This is a genomic window from Pseudomonas sp. WHRI 8519 (assembly GCF_040224055.2).
GTDB classification, from domain to species: domain Bacteria; phylum Pseudomonadota; class Gammaproteobacteria; order Pseudomonadales; family Pseudomonadaceae; genus Aquipseudomonas; species Aquipseudomonas putida_X.
On record NZ_CP167996.1, the window covers coordinates 5,452,098 to 5,474,341 of the forward strand.

Here is a 22,244-nt window from a genome sequence, read left to right on the forward strand (position 1 = left end):
GACGCGCCGCGCGGTTCCAAACCAGAACAGACCCTGGAGCAAGGAGCGGGACCATGTACAAACAGACCCTGGCAATCCTTCTGGCAAGCGCGACCCTGGCCGCCTGTGGCAGCCGCCCGGAAAACCCTGTGGACTACGTCACCTTCCGCGACGAGCCACTGGTCAAGCAAGTTGAAAACGGCATGACCATGCAGAAAGTCATCGCCATCGGTGGCAGCCCATCGAATGCCATCGACCTGCCGCATGGAGGCACCTGCAACGACTACATCCTCAACCGCGATGGCCATCAGCAGCCTTACTACGTGCGTTTCGATGCCACCGGCCATGTCGATGCCAAGGGCTTCAAGACCTGCAAACAACGAGAAGAGGACAGCGAAGCCGTAAACGGCGCCTGAGCCTGCGTAATACCTTGACCACTCTTCCTGATTTGTCTGGAGATAACCATGAGCAACGTTGAACTGACCGATGTGCAAACCCTGCGCAAGCGTGCCCGTGAGCACGTCGAGCAAGGTGCGGTGACCGAGGGTTACCACGCCGACCGCCAGGAAATCCTGCGCCTGCTCAATGAGTCGCTGGCCACCGAGCTTGTCTGCGTATTGCGCTACAAGCGCCATTACTTCATGGCCAGCGGGATCAAGGCGAGCGTGGCTGCCGAGGAGTTTCTCGAGCATGCCAACCAAGAGGCCGAGCACGCCGACAAACTGGCCGAGCGCATTGTGCAGCTGGGTGGCGAGCCGGACTTCAACCCGGACAACCTGACCAAGAACTCCCATGCTCAATACGTAGCGGGCAACACGTTGAAGGAGATGGTGCTGGAGGACCTGGTGGCCGAACGCATCGCGATCGACAGCTACCGCGAGATCATTCAGTACATTGGTGACAAGGACCCGACCACGCGTCGGATCTTCGAGGACATCCTGGCTCAGGAAGAGGAACACGCCGACGACATGTCGGATATTCTCGAAGGCTTGTAATCACCAGGGGCCGCTTTGCGGCCCCTGTTCATTCACCTCTTGCTCTTCACCTCAGCCGGCGCCTTGCCGGCTTTCATCTGCTGCAACAACGGCGTGCACTGGTTGGGCTCATCGCCACTGCTCGGTGCTACCAGCGCCAACAACCCCGCCGCCGGCCCTGCCACCACACCCAACGCCACCATGCCTGCCCCGCGCAAGGCCAGCGGCACCGCCTGCACGCCTGCACCGGGCTTGGCAAACGGCCCGCGAACATACAGCGGCGAGCGCAGGGAGAACAGCCGCAAGCCTTTCGACTCCGGAGTAATCTTCAAGTCCAGCTGCTCGCTGGCGAAGTTGGCGGTGCCATTGACATAGATGATCGCGTTTTCGGTATCGAATATGAACAGGCGCGTACTCGCCAGCCCGTCCTTGATACCCACATCGGCCGCTGCGCAATTGATCTGAACATCCTCATCGCCAAATAGCTTGCCGATCACATAGTTGCCCACGTTCAACCCGGCGATCTCCATCAGGCTGCGGCTGATCGCGCCATCGTTGATCAGCAAGCGCAGGTCACCATTGGCCGTACCCAGTAGCGCCGCCACCGAGTTGCCGCGGCCAGTGATATCGGCATCGCCGTTGAGCTCCCCGAAGCTGGTCTGCATCGGCGCAAAGGTGGGGAACAGCTGCTTGAGCTTGAAGCCGCGTGCGGTCAGCCGGGCGCGCCCCTGCAGCGGCACGCTGCGGCCATCCAGGCGAATACTGGATGCCAGGTTGCCACCGGCCACGCCAAAGCGCAGGGGGTCCAGGCGCAGCAGACCGTCATCGAGGATCACATGGGCGGAGAGATCGTTGAATGGCAACTGTTCACTGTGAACGATGCGCTTGCCGGCAAACTCGACGTCGGCGTCCATGGTGCGCCAGCGGTCGGTGCGGAACTCCTCCACCGGCAGCACCTTGCCAGCAGGCTGCTTGCTGGCGCCCCCACGGGCCTTCTGCTCGGCGTTGGAATCGGCACCGATCAGTGGTGCCAGGTCTTTGAACAACAGCTGATTGGACACCAGCTTGCCGGAGAGTTTCGGCCGTGGCTGGCTCGCGGTGAACGCCAGGTCGCCGTGGATATCACTGTCACCTATCTTGCCGTTGAACCCTTGGTAGTTGAAGGTCGCGCCTGTGGCCGCATGCAGGTTGGCCGTGAGGTGGCCATCGGTCGAGTAGGCCGGGGTATCTGGCAGGGTCACCCCCGTCAGCGGATAAAGGTTGCCCAGGCTCGCACCGGACAGGCGCAAGCGAAGGTCCAGCGCACCCAGGTTGCGCGGGTCGGTCAGGGTGCCGGCGAGTACGACATGGGTATCGGCAACCCGCACATCGGCCTGCAGCGGGAACGGCTGGCTGGCGTCCTGCAGCGCCAGCAGGCCACCGATCTTGCCCGTGCCGGAAACCGGCTGACCTTTGTAGCGGCCCCGGACCTTGAGCCCGAAGGCGTAATCCTGTGCACCGCCGGCCTTTTGCGCGCTGGCTTGGCCAACGATCTCGCTGAACGGGATCGGTTTGCCCAGCGGGTCGATTTGCACCTTCATACTGGTTTTCAGGGTCTGGTCGTCCAGGCTTACATTGCCTTGGTCAAAACCGATGGCGCCGATGTCCAACTGCCACTTGGAGGGCTGCGCATTCTCATCCTTGGGGCCTAAGTCGAAGGTCCAGTTGGCGCGGCCATCGGCCAGCCGAGCAAGGCTGGCGGTGGGTTTGACCAGGTCGATACGCGGGATGACGATCTGCTGGAATATCAGTGGCAGCGGCGCCAGACGAAACTCCACACGCTCCAGGCCGACCATCTCTGGCGCCTTCAGCCAATCGGGATTGCCCAGGGTCAGGTCCTCGGCAGTGAAGTGCGGCCACGGTACCCAGGCACGCCACCCGCCTTCTTCCGGCTCAGTACGCCAATGCACCGCCAGGTTGCCATTGATCGCGAACGGCCTGTGCAACGCTTCGGAGACTTTCTCATTGAGCAGCGGCTTGACGCGGTTCCAGTCGAAGGTGGCGATCACCACCACCAGTATCGCCAGCAGGGTCAGCAGGCTGGTAAGGGTCCAGACGAGGATTCTGGCGGGACGCGTCATTGCGTGATTCTCCTGACGGCTTGGCGCATAACGGCGCAACGATGGCACTCACTGTCTCGGACTGATGAAAGCCCGCAGGGTTTTATCGGTGAAGCTCATGATAGCGAAGTTTTTCTTGGCTCATTGTTCAGGTTTTGCCCATAGAGCAGGTGCGCCGTGGCGTGAAAGCAACGGTGGCAATGAGCCACACATCGACTTGAAGGCCGCGTGCCAGAGCCCTCTTGGACGGCTATCAATGGCATCGATTGTTACCATTATCCGTATGAACTTCTCTCTGGCGCTACCGGGCGTAGCATTGGCTCCGTACCCACTTTCCAGCCCCTCTGAGGAGCACTCAAATCATGAAACGCCAACTGCTGACCCTGACCTTGTCCATTCTTGCTGCCAACGCTTTTGCCGTGCCTGCAGCCGACCAGCACCTGACCGCCGAATCGCGCTCCAGCGCTGTGGAAGTCGCCCAGCCCTTGAAAACCCTTGCCGAAGGTGGCTCGGATCGCCTGATCGAACGCAGTGATCGTGTGGCCGAAGGTGGTTCTGACCGCCTGATCGAACGCAGTGGCCAAGTTGCCGAAGGTGGTTCCGACCGTTTGATCGAACGCAATGATCGTGTTGCCGAGGGTGGTTCTGACCGTCTGATCGAACGCAATGATCGTGTTGCCGAGGGTGGTTCTGACCGTCTGATCGAACGCAATGATCGTGTTGCCGAAGGTGGTTCTGACCGTCTGATCGAACGCAGTGGCCATGTTGCCGAAGGTGGCTCGGACCGCCTGGTCGAAATCAGCCGCGTGAGCTGACGCCATGGCCGAAAAGAACAACTGGCAGTACAGCGCTTGCGCCCCTCCCGGCCCGGTCACTTGACCGGGCTTTGTTTTACGGGGGTATTGCATGCCCGCCTGTTGCACCAGTACCTATCATTTCTGCCAGTTTCAGCCCCCCCATCGCCATTGTTAAGTTGAGACAAATGAGGCGATGGAGCGTTGGCATGACAAATCCCACAACTGATCTGATAGCACTCAGGCCGGACTGGCTGGACGAAGAACTTCTGGCCCGCATCGCCAGGCCCATCACGACCGGTGAAGATGCCAAGCAAGCCTTGATCGATGTATTGGCGCACCCCAGCATGCGAGGTGATACCTTGCTGTGCGACCTGCCCAGATTGCTCCAGCTCCACGCAGTCTGTGCCATCCATGATGGCGCCCTGGCATCGATGATTTCCATTCATTACAACCTGTGCATGGGGACCATCAAATCCCTGGGCGATGAAAGTGACTATGTGCGTGAACATTACAGCCGCTTGAACGATGGCACGGCAATCGGTGTGTACCTGGCAACTGAACTGGGGTACGGAAGCAATCTTTTTTCATTGGAAACCGAAGCGCACTACCACCCTGAACGACAGCGCTTCATGCTTAACTCTCCCAGTGCCCAGTCCTACAAGTTCATGCCGAACAGTACGCACAGTTCGCTACCCAAAATAGCGGTCGTCATGGCACGGCTGATGGTCAAGGATCAGTTCGTCGGCATCCTGCCATTCCTGGTTCCACTGCAGGCAGATGGCGCCGCCTGCACCGGCATTCGAATCACGGCGCTGGGCCACAAGCCGGGGTTGCACCTGGACAATGCCATGACCTCGTTCGATAACGTCGAACTCCCGTACGAGGCACTGCTGCAGCGAGGGATTATCGAACTCGACCGCGACGGCAGCCTGCGGCTGACGAACACGCGCAGCCAGCGCTTCCTCAGCTCGGTCGAACGCGTTCAGTCCGGCAAGCTGTGTATGGCCAGTTGCTCCCTTGCAGTAGCGATGGCGGGCCTGCAGATCAATTACGCTTACGCTCAGAAACGCCAGAGCTTCAGCCCAGCTGGGCCGGTCAATTTGCTCAGCTATCCCACCTATCGCCACCCCATGGCCATCGACGTTGCGACCACCCTGGTCCACGCAGCCTGGCTGGAACAGATCGTCGCGGGGCTGGGCAATGATGCAATCAAGCCTTTGCCCCCCGAAGTACTTAACGAGGTGGCGATTCTCAAGGCGGTTTCGACCTGGGGCAGCCAGGACACCCTGACGCGGTGCCGTGAACGGTGCGGAGCCCAAGGGATGTTCTCGGCGAACAAGATCATCGGCTACTTGCTGACCAACAACGGCGCGATCACAGCCGAAGGCGAAAACATGGTCATCATGCTCAAAGCCGCTTCCTACTCACTGAAACAGGCAGCCCCTGCCAGCACGCAGGCCAGCACTGGCAAGCAACGCCAGCGCCTGCTCAAACACCTGGATGCGTGCATCGAAGCCCTGCGTTCGGGCATTGCCAGAATACCGAACCGGCACATGCAGACCGAAGAGTTGCTGTTGCTGGCCAGGCTGCTGGGGGTGCGCATGCCCTGCTTGAGATACCTGGCCAATGCCCGAAACGACGCGTTGGATGAAGTGATCCTCGATGTCTACCTACTGAACCAATTAGAGCACCACGCAGTGGCCCTGCTGCGTACCCAGGCGGCCTCGGCCAGGCAAGTGCGGAGCTGGGCCAAACGCAAGCAGGCCTTGTTGGTGAAGTATGCGCCCTCCATTCTCAAGCGCCTGGCAAACATGGACATGAAGATGCTGGAGGTCCCCATCAGCGGCGATAACTACATTGAGCATTACGCTGCGCGCCACCTCAACGAGCAAGCGGCTTGAAACTGCTTTTTTTTGACTTTTGGCCATGAGCCAATAAAGTGCAGGTTTCTCATGTGATCAATGACCTGACATGCTGCCGCGCGCCGAACAGAAGCTACAGACTCGCCAGGCCCTGCTCGACGCGGCCTGCCAGCTCATGGAAAGTGGCCGTGGCTTCGGCAGCATCAGCCTGCGCGAAGTGGCCAAGGCCGCCGGCATCGTGCCCACCGGGTTCTATCGGCACTTCCCCGACATGGACGCCCTGGGCCTGGCGCTGGTGGCCGAGGTCGATGACACCTTCCGCCAGACCATCCGCCTGGTGCGGCACAATGAATTCGAACTGGGCGGCATCACCGACGCTTCGGTACGCATCTTCCTCGACGTGGTAGCCGCCAACCGGGCACAGTTCCTGTTCCTGGCCCGCGAGCAGTACGGCGGCTCGCAGGCGGTGCGCCAGGCCATCGGCCGCTTGCGCCAAGGTATCAGCAACGACCTGTCCACCGACCTTGCGCGCATGAAACGCTGGCAGCACCTGAACGAGGCAGCGTTGGCGGTGATCGCCGACCTGGTGGTGAAGACCGTGTTTGCCACCCTGCCGGAACTGATCGACAACCCGGAGCAAGGTTATCCACAGGCCCTGAGCGCACGGGACAAGATAACCCAGCAGTTACGCTTCATCTTCGTCGGTGCACGGCATTGGCAGGGTCTGGGTAATCCGGGCTGAAGCGCACTTCTGCTACCATGGCGCACTGCCCGATTGTGACGAGCGCATTCATGTCCGACCCCCGCCCCACTCCAGCCGAACTGGCCGGCTTCAAACAGCACTTCGCCGAAGGCATCGTACCGCTGTGGCTCGGCCCGGGCTGGAATGCCGAAATGGCCCTGCCCTACGAGGCCCTGGATGCCATGCACCACCCGCTGCCGGTGCAGCGGTACCGGGCAATGGCCTGCGCGCGTCAGTTGTACCTGTTCAGCAGCCGCATCGAACAACCGGGCGCGGCCGAGCGGGCTGCAGCGCTGTTCCGCTCCCTGCAGCGGCATTTCCACGACGCTGAACATGGCGGCTGGTTCTACAGCATCGATGCCCAAGGCAAGCCGCTGGACCGGCGCAAGGACCTCTACACCCATGCATTCATCGTGTTTGCCTGCGCTCATTACTGGGGCAAAGTCCGCGAAGGCCTGGTGGAGTCGGCCCTCAATGCTGCCCTTGAGATCGTCAACGAGCGGTTTGCCCGCGATGACGGCCTCTACGAAGCGAGCCTGGGTGAAGACTGGAGCGACCTTGGCAGCGGCCCCCTGCAAAACCCACAGATGCACTTGGCCGAAGCCTTCCTGCAAGTGCTCTGCGTGCGTGAAGACCCGGGTGTTCAACAAGCACTGCTGCAACTGTGCCAAGCCCTGCAGACGCACTTCATCGAGCCGCACTCTGGCCTGATGCTGGAAAAACCCCGCGGTGCTGTGGATAACTGGTTCGAGCCGGGGCATCAGTTCGAGTGGTTCTACCTGCTGCATACCTCGGCACTGCTGCGCGGCACGCCGCTGCATGCATCGATCGACCGCGCATTCGGTTACGCCGAGCAGTGCGGAGTGAAGGATGCCGCAGTGCTGGCGATGCTCGCGGTGGATGGCAAGGTGATCGATGCGACCCAGCGGATCTGGGCACAGGCTGAATATCTGCGCGCGCTGGCATTACGGCCAGGCAGTGAAGCGAAGCTGGCCGAGCAGTTGCAGGCAATGCAGCAACGCTTCCTGCACGATGGCGGCTGGTATGAATGCCGCGATGGTGATGGTGCGGTCAGCCGCCATGACATGCCTTCGACTACGCCCTACCACCTGGCGACTTGCCTGGAAGGCCTGCAGCGCTTTGACTGACGCCACGTCCGGCAAGCCGGTTGCCACACAGCGAGCGGCGCCCGCAACGCCTGTGGCAACCGGCTTGCCGGCGGTTGGGCGGCAAAGCGCCCCTAGGGCGTCAGCCTTTCACCGAACGATCGATCGATAACCCCGCCCAGTCCTGGCTCACCGGCATCAGCTCCAGGCTGTTGATGTTGATGTGCGCCGGCTGGTTGAGGATCCAGAAGATGGTTTCGGCGATATCCTGTGGCTGAATAGGCTCGGCACCGGCGTAGGTGGCATCGTACTTGGCCTGGTCACCGCCGTGGCGCACCAGCGAGAACTCGCTCTCGCACAACCCCGGCTCGATATTGCTGACACGCACGCCCGTGCCGCGCAGGTCGCAGCGCAGGCTCAGCGAAAACTGGCCAACGAACGCCTTGGTGCCGCCATACACGTTGCTGCCCGGGTACGGATAGTTACCCGCCACCGATCCGACGTTGAGAATCGACGCCCCACGGCCGTAGGCGATCAGACGCGGCAGCAGCAGGCGAGTGGTGAACATCAAGCCTTTGATGTTGGTGTCGACCATGGTCTCCCAGTCATCCAGGCTGCAGTTCTGCGCGGCATCGACGCCAAGCGCCAGGCCTGCGTTGTTGATCAGGCCGCGTAACTTGTCGAAGCCGGCCGGCAAATTGGCGATGGCCTGCTCCATGGCCTTGCGGTCACGTACATCGAGCACCAGGCCATGCACTTCGGTTTTGGCTGACAGCTCGGCGCACAGGGCATCCAGGCGCTCCTTGCGCCGGCCGGTAAGGATCAGCTTCCAGCCGGCATCGGCGAAACGGCGCGCGCAGGCTTCGCCAAAACCGGAAGTCGCGCCAGTGATGAATACGGTGGACGTCATGCTCTGTTCCTCGCTGTGGATTATTTTCGGCAAGCTTTGCAGCATGCCCGCGACGGGCGTCGTCAGCAAGCCATAGAAGCCCTTGGTCATTTTTTGTACATTACCCGAAAACCCGCATGGTAGAGGGGCCTGCGCCATCTATGCGCATGTTATCCACAAGGCTTTCCCCACGGATTGGGGGCAACTTGACCCTTAGGCGGAACCCTTTCAGCCAACTACGGTCATCCTTGCGCAGCCCTATGATGGCGCGACGCTTTCAACCATGCCGCTTGCAGCAGTCTGTCCAAGGGTTTCGCACAGAGTTATCCACAGGTCGTGCGTATTATTGAGGGATTGAATGACACCTGTGACAACGCGCCTGAAAGCGCTCAATGCGGCAGCTGGTCAAAATTTAACCAGCACCGTGCAAGCCTTGATTTCAATGGGTTGCAGCGAGATGCCACCATGTTTTCCACAGGCGGCTCCACATTATCCGTGGACAACAATGAGCCTGTGGAAACAATAGCTTGCGCAGGGATTGTGGCGTGGCTCAAGAAAGATATGCGACAAGTTGTCCACATTCTCTATTTGACGAATATTGGGGCTGCAAAGCAGCCCCAAGTCCAGCTTAGTGCCCGCCCAGATAGGCGCTACGAACCTCTTCGTTGACTAGCAACTCCTGCCCGGTGCCGGTCATGCGAATCTCGCCGTTGACCATGACATAGGCCCGGTCCGACAACTTCAATGCATGGTTGGCATTCTGCTCCACCAGGAAGATGGTCATCCCGGTGTTGGCCAGTTCGCGCAGGGTCGAAAAGATCTGCTTGACCACGATCGGCGCCAGCCCCAGCGAAGGCTCGTCGAGCAACAGCAGTTTGGGCCGGCTCATCAGCGCACGGGCAATGGCCAGCATCTGCTGCTCACCACCGGACATGGTCATCGCACGCTGGTTACGCCGCTCCTTCAACCGTGGGAACAGCTCGAACATGCGCTGCATGTCCTCACTGGCATATTTGTCACCGATAGGGATGGTACCCATCATCAGGTTTTCCTCGACGCTCATGTCGGGGAACACCCGGCGTCCTTCTGGCGACTGAGCGATGCCATTGGATGCGATGTAGTGCGACGACTTGCGGGTAATGTCGGTGCCGCGGTAGACAATCTGCCCGGAGGCCGCCCGCGGCTGGCCGAAGATGGACATCAGCAGGGTCGACTTGCCGGCACCATTGGCGCCGATCAGGCTCACGGTCTCACCTTCGTCGATGTGCATCGAGACCTTTTTCAATGCCTGGATAGGCCCGTAGAACACGTCCAGATCCTTCAATTCCAGAATGGGTGCACTCATACCAGCTCCTCTTCGTCGGCACCCAGGTAGGCGGCGATCACCGTCGGGTTGTGGCGGATATCCTGCGGCGCGCCTTCGGCGATCACGTTGCCGTGGTCGAGCACGACGATATGGTCGGAAATGCTCATGACCATGCCCATGTCGTGTTCGATCAGCACCACGGTGATGTCGTGCTCGTCTCGCAGCACGCGGATCATGCGGCTAAGTGCTTCGGTTTCCTGCGGGTTGAGGCCGGCTGCCGGTTCGTCCAGGCAGATGATCTTCGGCCGCGTGCACATGGCCCGGGCGATTTCCAGGCGGCGCTGCTGGCCGTACGACAGCTCCCCGGCCAGGCGGTTGGCACAGTCGACCAGATCGACCACCTCCAGCCAGTAGAAGGCGTGGTCCAGGGCATCGCTCTCGGCCTTGCGGTAGGCCTTGGTGTTGAGCACGCCGGCCAGCAGGTTGCGGTTGACCCACATGTGCTGGGCTACCAGCAGGTTTTCCACCACCGACATTTCCTTGAACAGACGAATGTTCTGGAAGGTCCGCGCCAGCCCCGCGCGGTTGACCAGGTGGGTGCCGCCGAACATCTTGTAGTACAGGCGCGAAACGAAACGCGCCGGCGAAACGAAGTCCGCCGCCTGGAAGCGCTCACCGAGCAACTGGATGACGTTGGTATGGCTGCCGCGTACGTTCAGCTCGATACGCCCGCCGCTGGCCTTGTAGAACCCGGTCAGGCAGTTGAACACCGTGGTCTTGCCGGCGCCGTTGGGACCGATCAGGGCGAAGATCTGGTTACGCTTGACCTTCAGGCTGACATCGCTGAGCGCCTTGATGCCACCGAACTGCATCATCAGGTTGTCGACCGAGAGAATGATTTCGTCGCTCATGGCGCCACTCCTTTACGTGGGACCACGCCGGCCCGGCTGATGCGGATCAGCCCTCGCGGTCGCCAGATCATCATCAGCACCATCAGCACACCGAACAGCAACACCCGGTATTCGGAGAAGCTTCGCAGCAGTTCCGGCGCTACGGTCAGCACGAACGCAGCGATCACCACGCCCACCGTCGAACCCATGCCGCCCAGTACGACAATGGCCAGAATCAGCGCCGATTCGAAGAACGTGAACGAGGACGGGTTGACGAAACCTTGGTAGGTGGCGAAGAACACCCCGGCAAGGCCTGCAGTTGAGGCGCCCAGGGTGAAGGCCGAGAGCTTGACCAGCACGTGGTTCAGGCCCATCGAGCGGCAAGCGATTTCGTCTTCACGCAGCGCCTCCCAAGCGCGGCCAACTGGCATGCGGGTCAGCCGATGCTTGATGTACAGCACCGCCAGTACGACCAGGAACAGCACGGCATAGATGAACACGAACTTCAGGTTAGCGTTGTAATCGAAGCCGAAATACTCGTGGATCGGCACCCCGCCATCCTTGGCTCGGCGGCCGAACTCCAGGCCAAAGAAGGTCGGCGCCGGGGCTGGCATGCCGTTCGGGCCACCGGTGAACGACAGCCAGTTGTTCAACACCAGGCGGATGATCTCGCCAAAGCCCAGGGTCACGATCGCCAGGTAGTCACCGTGCATGCGCAAAACAGGGAAGCCCAATATGCAGCCCGCCAACGCTGCGGCGATGGCCGCCAGTGGCAGCACACTCCAGAACCCCAGCCCCAGGTACTGGTAGCCCAGCGCCAGGCCATAGGCGCCGATGGCGTAGAACGCCACGTAGCCCAGGTCGAGCAGGCCCGCCAGGCCCACCACGATGTTCAGGCCAAGGCCCAGCAGCACGTAGATCAGGCCGAGGATGACCACGGTCAGCAGGTACTTGTTGGCGAAGATGGGGAAGACGATGGCGATCACGATCAGCGCCGGAATGATGTAACGCAGACGCGATTTGTAGTTCGGTGCATTGACGTGCACCCCCGAGCCGCCGCTGTCGAAGCCTTGCAGCATGCGTTTGCCTGCGGCGGTCTGCAGGTACAGGCTGAGCAGGAAGCGCCCGAGCATCACGCCGCCGACCAGCCAGGCTACGCGACGGGGTTCGGCATTGAAGCTGTAGCCGTCGAGCACCACGCCGACGACCGGACCAAAGACAATGAGCGCGAGCAGGCCGGCGACGATGGTCTCCAGCAGGCTGCGTTTGAGATCGAAACCTTGGGTTTCGGCAACGGAGGCAGTTTTGGCAGTGGACATGTTCACACCTTAGCCACGAGCGGGCGACCCAACAGGCCTTGTGGGCGGAAGATAAGGATCAGCACCAGCAGCGAGAAGCTGAACACGTCCTTGTAGTCGGAGTTGATCAGGCCAGAGAACAACGACTCGGAGATCCCCAGGATGATGCCGCCCAACATGGCACCGGGCAGCGAGCCGATGCCGCCGAGCACCGCCGCGGTGAATGCCTTGATGCCGATGATGAAGCCGGCGTAGAAGTCGAAGGTGCCGTAGTTCATGGTGATCAGCACACCGGCAAGCGCAGCCATCACCGCGCCGATGACGAACACATAGGAGATCACCCGGTCGGTGTTGATACCGAGGATCGAGGCCATCTTGCGGTCTTGCTGGGTGGCGCGGCACATGCGGCCGAGCTTGGTGTACTTGATCACATAGGTAAGCAGCCCCATGCCGACGAATGCGGCAATCAGGATGAAGATCTTGGTGTAGGTCAACTGCACGAAGCCGGTACCCACTTCGACGCGCCAGGCGCCTTCGAGCAGGGTGGGCACGCCTTGCTGGCGGGCGCCCTGGCTGATCTGCGCATAGTTCTGCAGGATCAGCGAGATGCCGATGGCACTGATCAGCGGTGCCAGGCGGGTGGAGTTGCGCAGGGGTTTGTAGGCGATGCGTTCAATGGTGAAGCCATACACACCCGTGACGACAATGGTGAACAACAAGGTGCCCAACATCAGCAGGGGGAACGACTCGATACCGAAATAAGCCAGCAATGCCAGGCTGATTGCCGCGAGGTACGCGGAAATCATATACACCTCGCCGTGCGCGAAGTTGATCATGCCGATGATGCCATAGACCATTGTGTAGCCGATGGCGATCAGGCCATAGACCGACCCTAGAGTCAGGCCGTTGACCAGTTGCTGCAGGAAAATACCATCCATAACGCAATCTCACCTGAGCGAGACTGCACGAGCGCCGACCACGGCAAGCCACGGATGAAGCGGCCCTCGCAGCGCAGAACCGTGCAGATCTCCGAATAAAGACAGGTACCGCAGGGGCATCGGCCCGGGCGTAGGCCCGGGCTGGTTGCCGTTGTTATTTTTGTTTATCCAGCTGGTGGTACTTGCCGTCCTTGTCCCACTGGTAGACCACGTAGTCAGAGACAGTCAGGTCGCCTTTGCTGTCCCACTTCTTCTCGCCCATGACGGTCTGCACCGGGTTGGCCTTGAGCCACTTGGCAGCGTCTTCGCCCTTGTTCGACTTGGCACCGTTGAAGGCAGCGGCCAAGGCTTGCAGCGAAGCGTAGGCGTAGAGGGTGTAGCCTTCAGGCTCGGTACCCGCTTTGCGGAACTCTTCCACCACCGCCTTGCTGTCTGGCAGCAGGCGCGGGTCGGCCCCGAAGGTCATGTACACGCCGTCGACGTACTGGGCGCCGCCGGCCGTCGCGACCAGTTCGTCGGTGACGATGCCGTCATCGGACATGAACTTGACGTCCTTCAGGCCTTGTTCGCGCAGCTGACGCACCAGCGGACCGGCTTCGGGGTGCAAGCCACCGAAGTAGACCACGTCGGCACCGGTGGAACGGATCTTGGTCACCACGGCGCTGAAGTCTTTTTCGCCACGGGTCAGGCCTTCATACAGTACCGGCTTGACCCCGCGCTTCTCGAGCTGCGCCTTGGTTGCATCGGCCAGGCCCTGGCCGTAGGTGTCCTTGTCGTGCAGTACCGCCACTTTCTTGCCCTTGAGCACATCGACGATGTAGTCACCGGCAACGATGCCCTGCTGGTCATCACGGCCGCACATACGGAACATGGCGCTCAGCCCGCGCTCGGTGACCTGCGGGTTGGTGGAGCCAGGGGTGATGGCGATCACGCCTGCTTCGTCATACACCTCGGAAGCGGGAATGGTGTTGGAGGAGCAGAAGTGGCCCACCACACCGATTACCTTGTCCTGATCGACCAGGCGGTTGGCAACCGATACAGCCTGTTTCGGCTCACAGGCATCATCGCCTTTGACCAGGATGATTTTCTCGCCGTTGACGCCACCGGCAGCGTTGATCTTGTCAGCTGCCGCCTGGGCACCTTTCATGTACTGCTCGCCAAACGCTGCGTTAGCCCCGGTCATCGGCCCCGCGACACCGATCTTGACGTCGGCCTGAACATACGAAGAAACACCCAGTGCCGTAGCCACGGCCAGTGCCAGGAAACCTTTCTTGTAAAACGTCTGCGACATGAGGTGGTGCTCCTTGAGTTTTTTTTGGTTGGCACTACAACTTCTCAGCCCTGAGCTCCGAGCAAGGGCCGTGCCATTGGTTTTGGCTTGTGGGAAAACACACTGAGCGGGCTGCGTCGAGGCGACCGACGGCCTTTTCTTTATTGAGTGTGCAACCGTCTACCACGCGACAAGCGCCACCGTTCGCGCGAACAAGGAGCAACCAGCGAGTGCCATCATTGCAACCCTGACAAGTGTTTACGTGCAACCGCCCTGTAACAGCAGACGTCACCGAAGTGCACACCGCTGGTGCGCGACTGCTACAGGCAGCACCGTTTCAAGGCTGGCGGGTGCACGAAAAAACACCCGTGTTGAGGGTGCTGGCCCCTCGCGGGCAAGTCGGCTGAAGCAGATCTTTGGCAGCTGGCTCGCCCGCATTGGGGCCGCACTGCCACAACAACCCTGAAAAGGCTGGCACAATGGCCGCCAGTCCTGCTTCCGGAGCCACCCTTGATGAGCGAGAGCGCATTCGCCGAGCGCATCGTGCACAACCTGCTCGATACCGACTTCTATAAGCTCACCATGATGCAGGCCGTGCTGCACAACTACCCCGACGCCGACGTGGAATGGGAGTTTCGCTGCCGCAATGGCGAGGACTTGCGCCCTTACCTGGGCGAGATCCGCAACCAGCTCGAACGGCTGAGCGAACTTACCCTCGATGATGGCCAGCTCGCCTTCCTGGAACGCATCAGCTTCCTCAAGCCCGATTTCCTGCGCTTCCTGCGCCTGTTCCGTTTCAACCTGCGCTATGTACAGGTCGGCATAGAGAGCGACCAGCTGTACCTGCGCCTCAAAGGCCCCTGGCTGCATGTGATTCTCTTCGAGGTCCCGCTGCTGGCCATCATCAGCGAAGTGCGCAACCGCCACCTTCATCCGCGCATGCGCCTGGCCGAGGCCCGTGACCAGCTTTACCGCAAGTTCGACTGGCTGCAGGCGCACGCCAGCGACGACGAACTGGCCGAGCTGCAAGTGGCTGACTTCGGCACCCGCCGGCGCTTTTCCGGCCGCGTGCAGGAGGAAGTGGTGCGGGTACTTCGCGATGACTTCCCGGCCCGCTTCGTCGGTACCAGCAACGTCGACCTGGCATGGAAACTGGATATCAAGCCGTTGGGCACCATGGCTCACGAATGGATCATGGCCCACCAGCAGCTCGGCCCGCGGCTGATCGACAGCCAGATCGCCGCTCTGGACTGCTGGGTCCGAGAGTACCGCGGCCTGCTCGGTATCGCCCTGACCGACTGCATCACCATGGATGCCTTCCTCGGCGATTTCGACTTGTACTTCGCCAAACTCTTCGACGGCCTGCGCCATGACTCAGGTGAGCCGGTGGCCTGGGCGGAAAAGGCGATCGCCCATTACCAAAGGCTGGGTATCGACCCGATGACCAAAACCCTGGTGTTCTCCGACGGCCTCAACCTGACCCGCGCGCTGCAGATTTTCCGTGCCCTGCGCGGGCGCATCAACGTCAGTTTCGGCATCGGCACCAACCTGACCTGCGACATCCCCGGCGTGGCGCCGATGAATATCGTGCTTAAAATGACTGACTGCAACGGCTCGCCGGTGGCGAAGATCTCTGACGAGGCCGCCAAGACCCAGTGCCGCGACGAGAACTTCGTCGCCTACATGCGTCACGTGTTCAAAATCCCCAGCAAGGAGTAACCCATGCAAGCCGTTCAGCAAGAGATTGCCCAGGCGCTAAACGTGCAGCCGCCGTTTGCAGACGCCGCTGCGCTCGAGGCCGAAGTCGCCCGGCGCGTGGCGTTCATCAAGGATTGCCTGGCCAACGCCCGTCTCAAGACCCTGGTACTGGGCATCAGCGGGGGCGTCGATTCGCTGACTGCCGCCCTGCTCGCCCAACGCGCCATCAGCGAGTTGCGCGCTGAAACCAGCGACCCGGCCTACCGCTTCATTGCCGTGCGCCTGCCCTACCAGGTACAGCATGACGAGCACGACGCCCAGGCGTGCCTGGAAGTGATCAACGCCGACGAAGTGCACACCGTTGATATCGCACCTGCCGTGCGTGCACTGGCTGCAGAAGTGCAGGCACTCAAAGACGGCTCGCCATCACTGGTGGACTTCGTCGTGGGCAACGTCAAGGCGCGCACGCGCATGGTTGCGCAATACACCATCGCAGGCGCCCGTGCAGGCCTTGTGATCGGCACCGACCACGCCGCCGAAGCGGTGATGGGCTTCTTTACCAAGTTTGGTGACGGTGCATGCGACCTGGCCCCGTTGAGCGGCCTGGTGAAGAACCAGGTGCGGGCCATCGCGCGCAGCTTCGGGGCGCCGGAGTCTTTGGTTGAGAAGGTGCCCACGGCGGACTTGGAAGACCTGGAGCCAGGCAAGCCTGACGAGGCCTCGCATGGCGTGACCTACCAGCAGATCGATGCTTTCCTGCATGGCCAGCCGGTTGAGCAGGAAGCGTTCGACATCATCGTCGCCACCTACCGCAAGACCCAGCACAAGCGCGAACTGCCGTTCGCCCCTTGAGGCCAATGGGGCCTGCTGCGCAGCCGCCTCTCCAGGGATGTGCGATCTTCTGTGGAGGCGGCCGCGTGTCGCGAATGGAGGGCAAAGCCCTCCTTTGCTTTCGAGCTGTTACTTGACGACGACCTTGCCCTTCATCATCGAGATGTGGCCCGGGAAGGTGCAGAAGAAGCTGTAATCGCCACCCGCTTCCAGCTTGGAAGTGTCGAACTTCACTTCGGTTTCTTTCTCTGGTGCGCCGATCATCGCGGTGTGGGCGATGATGTTGGCGTTGTCTTCCTTCAGGTAGCCTTTGTCGATGCCTTGGCTCATGCCTTCGGTGGCAATGGCCTGCATGTCGGCAGTCTTGCTGATCACCAGATTGTGGCCCATGACGTTTTTCGGCAGGTTGCCGGAATGGGTCAGTTTCACGGTGAACGCTTTGCAGCTCTTGTCGACGGTGAATTCCTTGGTGGTGTAGGACATCTGGTCAGTCGAGTCGACAGTCACCGAACACTCGGCGGCGAAGACGGAGGCGCTGGCGAGGGTCAGCAAAGATACCGCTACAGCTTTCGCAAACATCATGAATCTCCTTGGCAGGGTTTTATCAATTGCGAGACTGCCTGAAACCGTTCAGCCCCTTGCTGACGTGCATCAAGGGGCCGTCAAGTGGTCAGCCAGTAGAATTGTTCAATGGATTGTATACAACCAATCTAAGAGCACATCATGCCCTTTTAATAGACGATGGGACAACCTCTCATTTAGGAGCTACTGCAATGTCCCTCTCAAGTTTCATGAACAGCCTGCTCGCCGCCTACGCCCACGGCGCCAGTGGTGCGATCTGCGAGTTCTCCCGCCCGGAATGAAAGCTGCCTTGGAACCGCCATGCATTGGCCGTACCCTGTGCACGCCTGTGACTGGAGAAGAGCAATGCCTGTACGTTCCGTTTGTGTGTTCTGTGGCGCCAGCATCGGTGCCAACCCCGCTTACCGTGAAGCGGCGATCGCCCTCGGCCAGGCGATCGCACGCCGGGGCCTGACGTTGGTCTATGGCGGTGGCGCTGTCGGCCTTATGGGCACGGTCGCCGACGCGGCCATGGCGGCGGGTGGCCAAGTGATCGGCATCATCCCCCAGAGCCTGATGACTGCCGAAATCGGCCACAAGGGCCTGACCCGCTTGGAGGTCGTTGACGGCATGCACGCGCGCAAGGCGCGCATGGCCGAACTGAGCGATGCATTCATCGCCCTGCCAGGGGGCCTGGGTACGCTGGAAGAGTTATTTGAAGTATGGACCTGGGGCCAGCTCGGGTATCACGCAAAACCGCTAGGTTTGCTTGATGTCAATGGCTTCTATGAGAAGTTGGGCGGGTTCCTCGACCATATCGTCCAAGAAGGATTCGTGCGGCCGCAGCATCGCGCGATGTTGCTGCTGGAGCAGCAGGCGGAGCGCCTGCTGGATGGGATGAATTCGTTTGTCTCACCGGTGCAGCCCAAATGGGTTGGCAAGCAACCGGATTGATCCGAAAAGGGCTGCGCTGCAGCCCATCGCCGGCAAGCCGGCTCCCACAGGTTTGGCGCAGCATTCAAGCTCTGCACTGCAAACTCAGCCTTCAAGGGCTGCACGGTAAGTGTGGGAGCCGGCTTGCCGGCGATGGGCCGCAAAGCGGCCCCTTTGAGCCTTAGCGCGGGATGACAGGCTGGCGCGGCTTCTTGTTGCCTTTGCCACCACCTTTTGCCGCTTCCTTACGCTCCTTGGCCGCCTGCTGATTACGGGCGAACGCTTCAGCCTTGGCCTTTTCACGCTTGTCCCACGGCTTGCTGCCATCACTGCCACGCGGCGGCAAACCTGTGTGCTGGGTGAGGATCTTCTGATCCTTGCCCACCTTGTGGCTGCCGGCCGGGGTCGAGTTCTTGCGCCGTGCACTCTGGTAAGTATCGGTCTGCGGCTGGTGCAGCGGGATCAACTGATGCTTGCCAGGGCCGATGAGATCGGCACGGCCCATACGCTCCAGCGCCTCACGCAGCATCGGCCAACCCTTCGGGTCGTGGTAACGCAGAAACGCCTTGTGCAACCGGCGCTGCTCGTCACTCTTGACGATCTCCACCCCTTCACTCTTGTAAGTGACCTTGCGCAGCGGGTTCTTGCCCGAGTGGTACATGGCCGTGGCCGAAGCCATCGGCGAGGGGTAGAACGCCTGCACCTGGTCGGCACGGAAGCCGTTGCCCTTGAGCCACAGGGCCAGGTTCATCATGTCTTCGTCGGTGGTGCCAGGGTGGGCGGCGATGAAGTACGGGATCAGGTACTGCTCCTTGCCCGCCTCTTTCGAGTACTTCTCGAACATACGCTTGAAGCGGTCATAGGAGCCGATGCCCGGCTTCATCATCTTGTCCAGCGGGCCACGCTCGGTGTGCTCCGGGGCAATCTTCAGGTAACCGCCCACGTGGTGGGTGACCAGCTCCTTGACGTACTCCGGCGACTCCACTGCCAGGTCATAGCGCAGACCCGAGGCGATCAGGATCTTCTTCACACCTGGCAGGGCGCGTGCCTTGCGATACAGCTCGATCAGCGAGCTGTGGTCGGTGTTGAGGTTCTCGCAGATGCCGGGGAACACGCACGACGGCTTGCGGCAGTGCTTCTCGATTTCCGGGCTTTTGCAGGCGATGCGGTACATGTTGGCCGTCGGCCCGCCGAGGTCAGAGACCACGCCGGTGAAGCCCGGCACCTTGTCACGCATTTCCTCGATTTCGTGCAGGATCGACTCGTGGGAGCGGTTCTGGATGATCCGGCCTTCGTGCTCGGTGATCGAGCAGAACGTGCAGCCGCCGAAGCAGCCACGCATGATGTTCACTGAGAAACGGATCATCTCGTAGGCCGGGATGCGCTCCTTGCCATAGGCCGGATGCGGAATACGGGCATAGGGCATGCCGAACACGTAGTCCATTTCCTCGGTGGTCATGGGAATGGGCGGCGGGTTGAACCACACATCCACTTCGCCGTGCTTCTGCACCAGGGCGCGAGCGTTGCCCGGGTTGGTTTCCAGATGCAGCACACGGTTGGCGTGGGCATAGAGCACCGGGTCATTACGTACCTTCTCGAACGATGGCAGGCGGATCACCGACTTTTCCCGGGTCATGCGCGGGCTGTCGAGGATCTGCACGACTTTGGCTTCGTTCGGGTCTTCCTGGTCGCCCTTGGCCTGCTCGATGGCACAAGCCTGGGTGTCCTGGGTATTGACGTACGGGTTGATGATCTTGTCGACGCGGCCAGGGCGGTCGATGCGGGTCGAGTCGATCTCGTACCAACCGTCGGGCGTGTCACGACGCACGAATGCGGTGCCGCGCACATCGGTGATGCTTTCGATGCTCTGGCCACTGGACAGGCGCTGGGCGACCTCGACGATCGCCCGCTCGGCGTTGCCGTACAGCAGGATGTCGGCGCTGGCGTCGATCAGGATCGAATGGCGGACCTTGTCCTGCCAGTAGTCATAGTGCGCGATGCGCCGCAGCGATGCCTCGATGCCCCCAAGCACGATCGGTACGTGCTTGTAGGCTTCCTTGCAGCGCTGGCTGTACACCAGGCTGGCGCGGTCAGGGCGCTTACCCGCCATGCCGCCGGGGGTATAGGCATCGTCAGAGCGGATTTTCTTGTCTGCGGTGTACCGGTTGATCATCGAATCCATGTTGCCCGCCGCGACGCCGAAGAACAGGTTCGGCTCACCAAGCTTCATGAAGTCGTCTTTGGACTGCCAGTTCGGCTGGGCAATGATGCCCACGCGAAAGCCTTGTGCTTCCAGCAGGCGGCCGATGATGGCCATCCCGAATGACGGATGATCGACGTAGGCATCACCGGTCACGATGATGATGTCGCAGGAATCCCAGCCGAGCAGATCCATCTCCTCCCTGCTCATCGGCAGGAAAGGTGCTGGCCCGAAGCATTCGGCCCAGTACTTGGGATAGTCGTAGAGTGGTTTGGCTGCTTGCATGTCAGTGACCGGTTCTATTGAGCAGGAAAATCGCGGGCGCGAAATATAGCACAAATTTTGACCAAATCCGACGATAGCCGTCGGATTCATACGCTAGTGAGCTGTGATACCCGCGTAGACTTCTATTCGTCGTCGTCGAAGTTGTACATGCCCGGTGCGAGGTTCTCGAAGCGGGTGTACTTGCCGATGAACGCCAGGCGAACGAAGCCGATGGGGCCGTTACGCTGCTTGCCGATAATGATTTCGGCGACGCCCTTGTGCTCGGTCTCCGGGTGGTACACCTCATCCCGGTACACGAACATGATCACGTCGGCGTCCTGCTCGATTGCACCGGATTCACGCAAGTCGGAGTTGACCGGGCGCTTGTTCGGGCGTTGTTCCAAAGAGCGGTTGAGCTGCGAAAGGGCGATGACCGGGCAGTTGAATTCCTTGGCCAGGGCCTTTAGCGAGCGGGAGATCTCGGAGATTTCGTTGGTACGGTTGTCACCGGCCGACCCCGGGATCTGCATCAGCTGCAAGTAGTCGACCATGATCATGGCGATCTCACCGTGCTCACGCGCCAGGCGGCGGGTACGGGCCCGCATCTCCGAAGGGCTGATACCGGCGGTATCGTCGATGAACAGCTTGCGGTCGTTGAGCAGGTTGACCGCCGACGTCAGGCGCGGCCAGTCGTCATCGTCCAACTGACCAGAGCGCACCTTGGTCTGGTCGATGCGGCCCAGGGACGAGAGCATACGCATGATCAGCGATTCACCTGGCATCTCGAGGGAGAACACCAACACCGCCTTGTCGGTACGCAACACGGCGTTTTCAACCAGGTTCATGGCGAAGGTGGTCTTACCCATCGAAGGACGGCCGGCCACGATGACCAGGTCGGCAGGCTGCAGGCCGCTGGTTTTCTCGTCCAGGTCGGTGAAACCTGTGGAAACACCGGTGATATCGCTGTCGGAGTTGAACAGCGTGTCGATCCGGTCGATAGCCAGGGTCAACAGTTCGTTTACCCCAACCGGACCGCCGGTTTTAGGGCGTGCCTCGGCGATCTGGAAGATCTGCCGTTCGGCATCATCGAGGATTTCTGCGGCATTGCGCCCTTGCGGGTTGAAGGCGTTGTCGGCAATGTCGGTGCTGATGCTGATCAGCTGGCGCAACGTTGCCCGCTCGCGAATGATCGCGGCGTAGGCCTTGATGTTGGCAACCGACGGGGTGTTCTTGGCAAGCTCTGCCAGGTACGCCAGGCCGCCAACCTGGGTCGACAAACCTTCCTTGTCCAGTTGCTCATGCAGGGTAACGACGTCGAACGGCTGGTTGGCGTCGGCCAGCTTGTGCACGGCACGGAAGATCAGGCGGTGGTCATGCCGATAGAAATCGCCATCCGACACCTGATCCAGCACCCGCTCCCAGGCGTTGTTGTCCAGCATCAGGCCACCGAGCACGGCCTGTTCGGCCTCGATGGAATGCGGCGGCACCTTGAGGGCAGCGGTTTGCAGGTCTAGCTGTTCGGGATTGGTGATCTCGTTCATGGCCACGAAAAAATTCTGGAGGATGAAAAAGACAAAGGGCACGGCCTGTTCAGAAACAGGACGTGC

At 60.8% G+C, this 22,244-nt stretch carries 19 protein-coding genes; 9 read left to right on the forward strand and 10 right to left on the reverse strand.

Annotated elements, in window-relative coordinates; all coding sequences use genetic code 11:
- The first annotated feature begins 53 nt into the window (after positions 1–53).
- A complete protein-coding gene (gene osmE / locus ABRP30_RS24955; protein WP_267819062.1) occupies positions 54–395 on the forward strand; it encodes an osmotically-inducible lipoprotein OsmE in 342 nt (113 codons plus the stop codon).
- A gap of 48 nt (positions 396–443) precedes the next feature.
- Positions 444–974, forward strand: a complete 531-nt coding sequence (locus tag ABRP30_RS24960) for a bacterioferritin (RefSeq protein WP_241806219.1) — start codon at positions 444–446, stop codon at positions 972–974.
- Between the two features lie 32 nt (positions 975–1,006).
- Here ABRP30_RS24960 and ABRP30_RS24965 read toward each other — a convergent pair whose 3' ends face one another.
- A complete protein-coding gene (locus tag ABRP30_RS24965) occupies positions 1,007–3,073 on the reverse strand; it encodes an AsmA family protein (protein ID WP_349976273.1) in 2,067 nt (688 codons plus the stop codon).
- 341 nt (positions 3,074–3,414) lie between these two features.
- Between ABRP30_RS24965 and ABRP30_RS24970 the strand changes: the two genes are divergently transcribed.
- From ABRP30_RS24970 to ABRP30_RS24985, 4 genes are all read left to right on the forward strand, one after another.
- Complete coding sequence (locus tag ABRP30_RS24970; protein WP_349976274.1) at positions 3,415–3,867, forward strand: phage infection protein; 453 nt, start codon at positions 3,415–3,417, stop codon at positions 3,865–3,867.
- A 188-nt stretch (positions 3,868–4,055) separates the two neighbouring features.
- The gene (locus ABRP30_RS24975) at positions 4,056–5,750 is read left to right on the forward strand and encodes a hypothetical protein (protein ID WP_349976275.1); all 1,695 of its coding nucleotides are present in this window, start codon (positions 4,056–4,058) and stop codon (positions 5,748–5,750) included.
- A 70-nt stretch (positions 5,751–5,820) separates the two neighbouring features.
- Positions 5,821–6,453: a TetR family transcriptional regulator gene (locus ABRP30_RS24980; protein ID WP_241806223.1), complete on the forward strand. Its 633-nt coding sequence runs from the start codon at positions 5,821–5,823 to the stop codon at positions 6,451–6,453.
- A 50-nt stretch (positions 6,454–6,503) separates the two neighbouring features.
- Positions 6,504–7,601, forward strand: a complete 1,098-nt coding sequence (locus tag ABRP30_RS24985; protein ID WP_349976276.1) for an AGE family epimerase/isomerase — start codon at positions 6,504–6,506, stop codon at positions 7,599–7,601.
- A gap of 100 nt (positions 7,602–7,701) precedes the next feature.
- On the opposite strand, the gene ABRP30_RS24990 is transcribed toward ABRP30_RS24985, so the two are convergent.
- The 6 genes from ABRP30_RS24990 to ABRP30_RS25015 all read right to left on the reverse strand — a co-directional run bounded on the left by ABRP30_RS24990 (position 7,702) and on the right by ABRP30_RS25015 (position 14,171).
- Positions 7,702–8,469 (reverse strand): SDR family oxidoreductase, encoded by a 768-nt coding sequence (locus ABRP30_RS24990; RefSeq protein ID WP_267819074.1) that lies wholly within the window; start codon positions 8,467–8,469, stop codon positions 7,702–7,704.
- A gap of 607 nt (positions 8,470–9,076) precedes the next feature.
- Positions 9,077–9,793, reverse strand: a complete 717-nt coding sequence (locus tag ABRP30_RS24995) for an ABC transporter ATP-binding protein (RefSeq protein ID WP_349976277.1) — start codon at positions 9,791–9,793, stop codon at positions 9,077–9,079.
- Positions 9,790–10,665 (reverse strand): ABC transporter ATP-binding protein, encoded by an 876-nt coding sequence (locus ABRP30_RS25000; protein ID WP_241806227.1) that lies wholly within the window; start codon positions 10,663–10,665, stop codon positions 9,790–9,792. Before ABRP30_RS25000 ends, ABRP30_RS24995 begins: the two co-directional genes overlap by 4 nt.
- Positions 10,662–11,963, reverse strand: coding sequence for a high-affinity branched-chain amino acid ABC transporter permease LivM (gene livM / locus ABRP30_RS25005; RefSeq protein WP_267819077.1), 1,302 nt, complete (start codon positions 11,961–11,963; stop codon positions 10,662–10,664). Before livM ends, ABRP30_RS25000 begins: the two co-directional genes overlap by 4 nt.
- Positions 11,964–11,965: 2 nt before the next feature.
- A complete protein-coding gene (locus ABRP30_RS25010; RefSeq protein ID WP_012316457.1) occupies positions 11,966–12,880 on the reverse strand; it encodes a branched-chain amino acid ABC transporter permease in 915 nt (304 codons plus the stop codon).
- Between the two features lie 154 nt (positions 12,881–13,034).
- Positions 13,035–14,171, reverse strand: a complete 1,137-nt coding sequence (locus ABRP30_RS25015; protein ID WP_241806229.1) for a branched-chain amino acid ABC transporter substrate-binding protein — start codon at positions 14,169–14,171, stop codon at positions 13,035–13,037.
- A gap of 492 nt (positions 14,172–14,663) precedes the next feature.
- Between ABRP30_RS25015 and pncB the strand changes: the two genes are divergently transcribed.
- Together pncB and nadE are read left to right on the forward strand one after the other, a co-directional pair.
- A complete protein-coding gene (pncB, locus tag ABRP30_RS25020; RefSeq protein ID WP_241806230.1) occupies positions 14,664–15,869 on the forward strand; it encodes a nicotinate phosphoribosyltransferase in 1,206 nt (401 codons plus the stop codon).
- A gap of 3 nt (positions 15,870–15,872) precedes the next feature.
- Positions 15,873–16,700 carry an ammonia-dependent NAD(+) synthetase gene (gene nadE, locus ABRP30_RS25025; RefSeq protein ID WP_267819080.1) on the forward strand — a complete coding sequence of 276 codons (828 nt, stop codon included), beginning with the start codon at positions 15,873–15,875 and terminating at the stop codon, positions 16,698–16,700.
- A 108-nt stretch (positions 16,701–16,808) separates the two neighbouring features.
- On the opposite strand, the gene azu is transcribed toward nadE, so the two are convergent.
- On the reverse strand, positions 16,809–17,258 hold the full coding sequence (gene azu / locus ABRP30_RS25030; RefSeq protein ID WP_267824107.1) for an azurin: 450 nt from the start codon (positions 17,256–17,258) through the stop codon (positions 16,809–16,811).
- A 348-nt stretch (positions 17,259–17,606) separates the two neighbouring features.
- On the opposite strand from azu, the gene ABRP30_RS25035 reads away from it, so the two are divergent.
- Entirely contained in the window at positions 17,607–18,194 is a 588-nt protein-coding gene (locus ABRP30_RS25035) for a TIGR00730 family Rossman fold protein (protein WP_349976278.1), read from the forward strand.
- Positions 18,195–18,354: 160 nt separating this feature from the next.
- On the opposite strand, the gene ABRP30_RS25040 is transcribed toward ABRP30_RS25035, so the two are convergent.
- Both ABRP30_RS25040 and dnaB read right to left on the reverse strand, forming a co-directional pair.
- Positions 18,355–20,658 carry a YgiQ family radical SAM protein gene (locus tag ABRP30_RS25040; protein WP_349976279.1) on the reverse strand — a complete coding sequence of 768 codons (2,304 nt, stop codon included), beginning with the start codon at positions 20,656–20,658 and terminating at the stop codon, positions 18,355–18,357.
- A 122-nt stretch (positions 20,659–20,780) separates the two neighbouring features.
- Positions 20,781–22,178, reverse strand: a complete 1,398-nt coding sequence (gene dnaB / locus ABRP30_RS25045; RefSeq protein WP_241806235.1) for a replicative DNA helicase — start codon at positions 22,176–22,178, stop codon at positions 20,781–20,783.
- Between the last annotated feature and the right edge of the window lie 66 nt (positions 22,179–22,244).

Bases quoted from the DNA above. Each gene is read 5' to 3' on its own strand.
- osmE (WP_267819062.1), top strand. From the start codon at position 54: ATGTACAAACAGACCCTGGCAATCCTTCTGGCAAGCGCGACCCTGGCC.
- ABRP30_RS24960 (WP_241806219.1), top strand. From the start codon at position 444: ATGAGCAACGTTGAACTGACCGATGTGCAAACCCTGCGCAAGCGTGCC.
- ABRP30_RS24965 (WP_349976273.1), bottom strand. From the start codon at position 3,073: ATGACGCGTCCCGCCAGAATCCTCGTCTGGACCCTTACCAGCCTGCTG.
- ABRP30_RS24970 (WP_349976274.1), top strand. From the start codon at position 3,415: ATGAAACGCCAACTGCTGACCCTGACCTTGTCCATTCTTGCTGCCAAC.
- ABRP30_RS24975 (WP_349976275.1), top strand. From the start codon at position 4,056: ATGACAAATCCCACAACTGATCTGATAGCACTCAGGCCGGACTGGCTG.
- ABRP30_RS24980 (WP_241806223.1), top strand. From the start codon at position 5,821: ATGCTGCCGCGCGCCGAACAGAAGCTACAGACTCGCCAGGCCCTGCTC.
- ABRP30_RS24985 (WP_349976276.1), top strand. From the start codon at position 6,504: ATGTCCGACCCCCGCCCCACTCCAGCCGAACTGGCCGGCTTCAAACAG.
- ABRP30_RS24990 (WP_267819074.1), bottom strand. From the start codon at position 8,469: ATGACGTCCACCGTATTCATCACTGGCGCGACTTCCGGTTTTGGCGAA.
- ABRP30_RS24995 (WP_349976277.1), bottom strand. From the start codon at position 9,793: ATGAGTGCACCCATTCTGGAATTGAAGGATCTGGACGTGTTCTACGGG.
- ABRP30_RS25000 (WP_241806227.1), bottom strand. From the start codon at position 10,665: ATGAGCGACGAAATCATTCTCTCGGTCGACAACCTGATGATGCAGTTC.
- livM (WP_267819077.1), bottom strand. From the start codon at position 11,963: ATGTCCACTGCCAAAACTGCCTCCGTTGCCGAAACCCAAGGTTTCGAT.
- ABRP30_RS25010 (WP_012316457.1), bottom strand. From the start codon at position 12,880: ATGGATGGTATTTTCCTGCAGCAACTGGTCAACGGCCTGACTCTAGGG.
- ABRP30_RS25015 (WP_241806229.1), bottom strand. From the start codon at position 14,171: ATGTCGCAGACGTTTTACAAGAAAGGTTTCCTGGCACTGGCCGTGGCT.
- pncB (WP_241806230.1), top strand. From the start codon at position 14,664: ATGAGCGAGAGCGCATTCGCCGAGCGCATCGTGCACAACCTGCTCGAT.
- nadE (WP_267819080.1), top strand. From the start codon at position 15,873: ATGCAAGCCGTTCAGCAAGAGATTGCCCAGGCGCTAAACGTGCAGCCG.
- azu (WP_267824107.1), bottom strand. From the start codon at position 17,258: ATGTTTGCGAAAGCTGTAGCGGTATCTTTGCTGACCCTCGCCAGCGCC.
- ABRP30_RS25035 (WP_349976278.1), top strand. From the start codon at position 17,607: ATGCCTGTACGTTCCGTTTGTGTGTTCTGTGGCGCCAGCATCGGTGCC.
- ABRP30_RS25040 (WP_349976279.1), bottom strand. From the start codon at position 20,658: ATGCAAGCAGCCAAACCACTCTACGACTATCCCAAGTACTGGGCCGAA.
- dnaB (WP_241806235.1), bottom strand. From the start codon at position 22,178: ATGAACGAGATCACCAATCCCGAACAGCTAGACCTGCAAACCGCTGCC.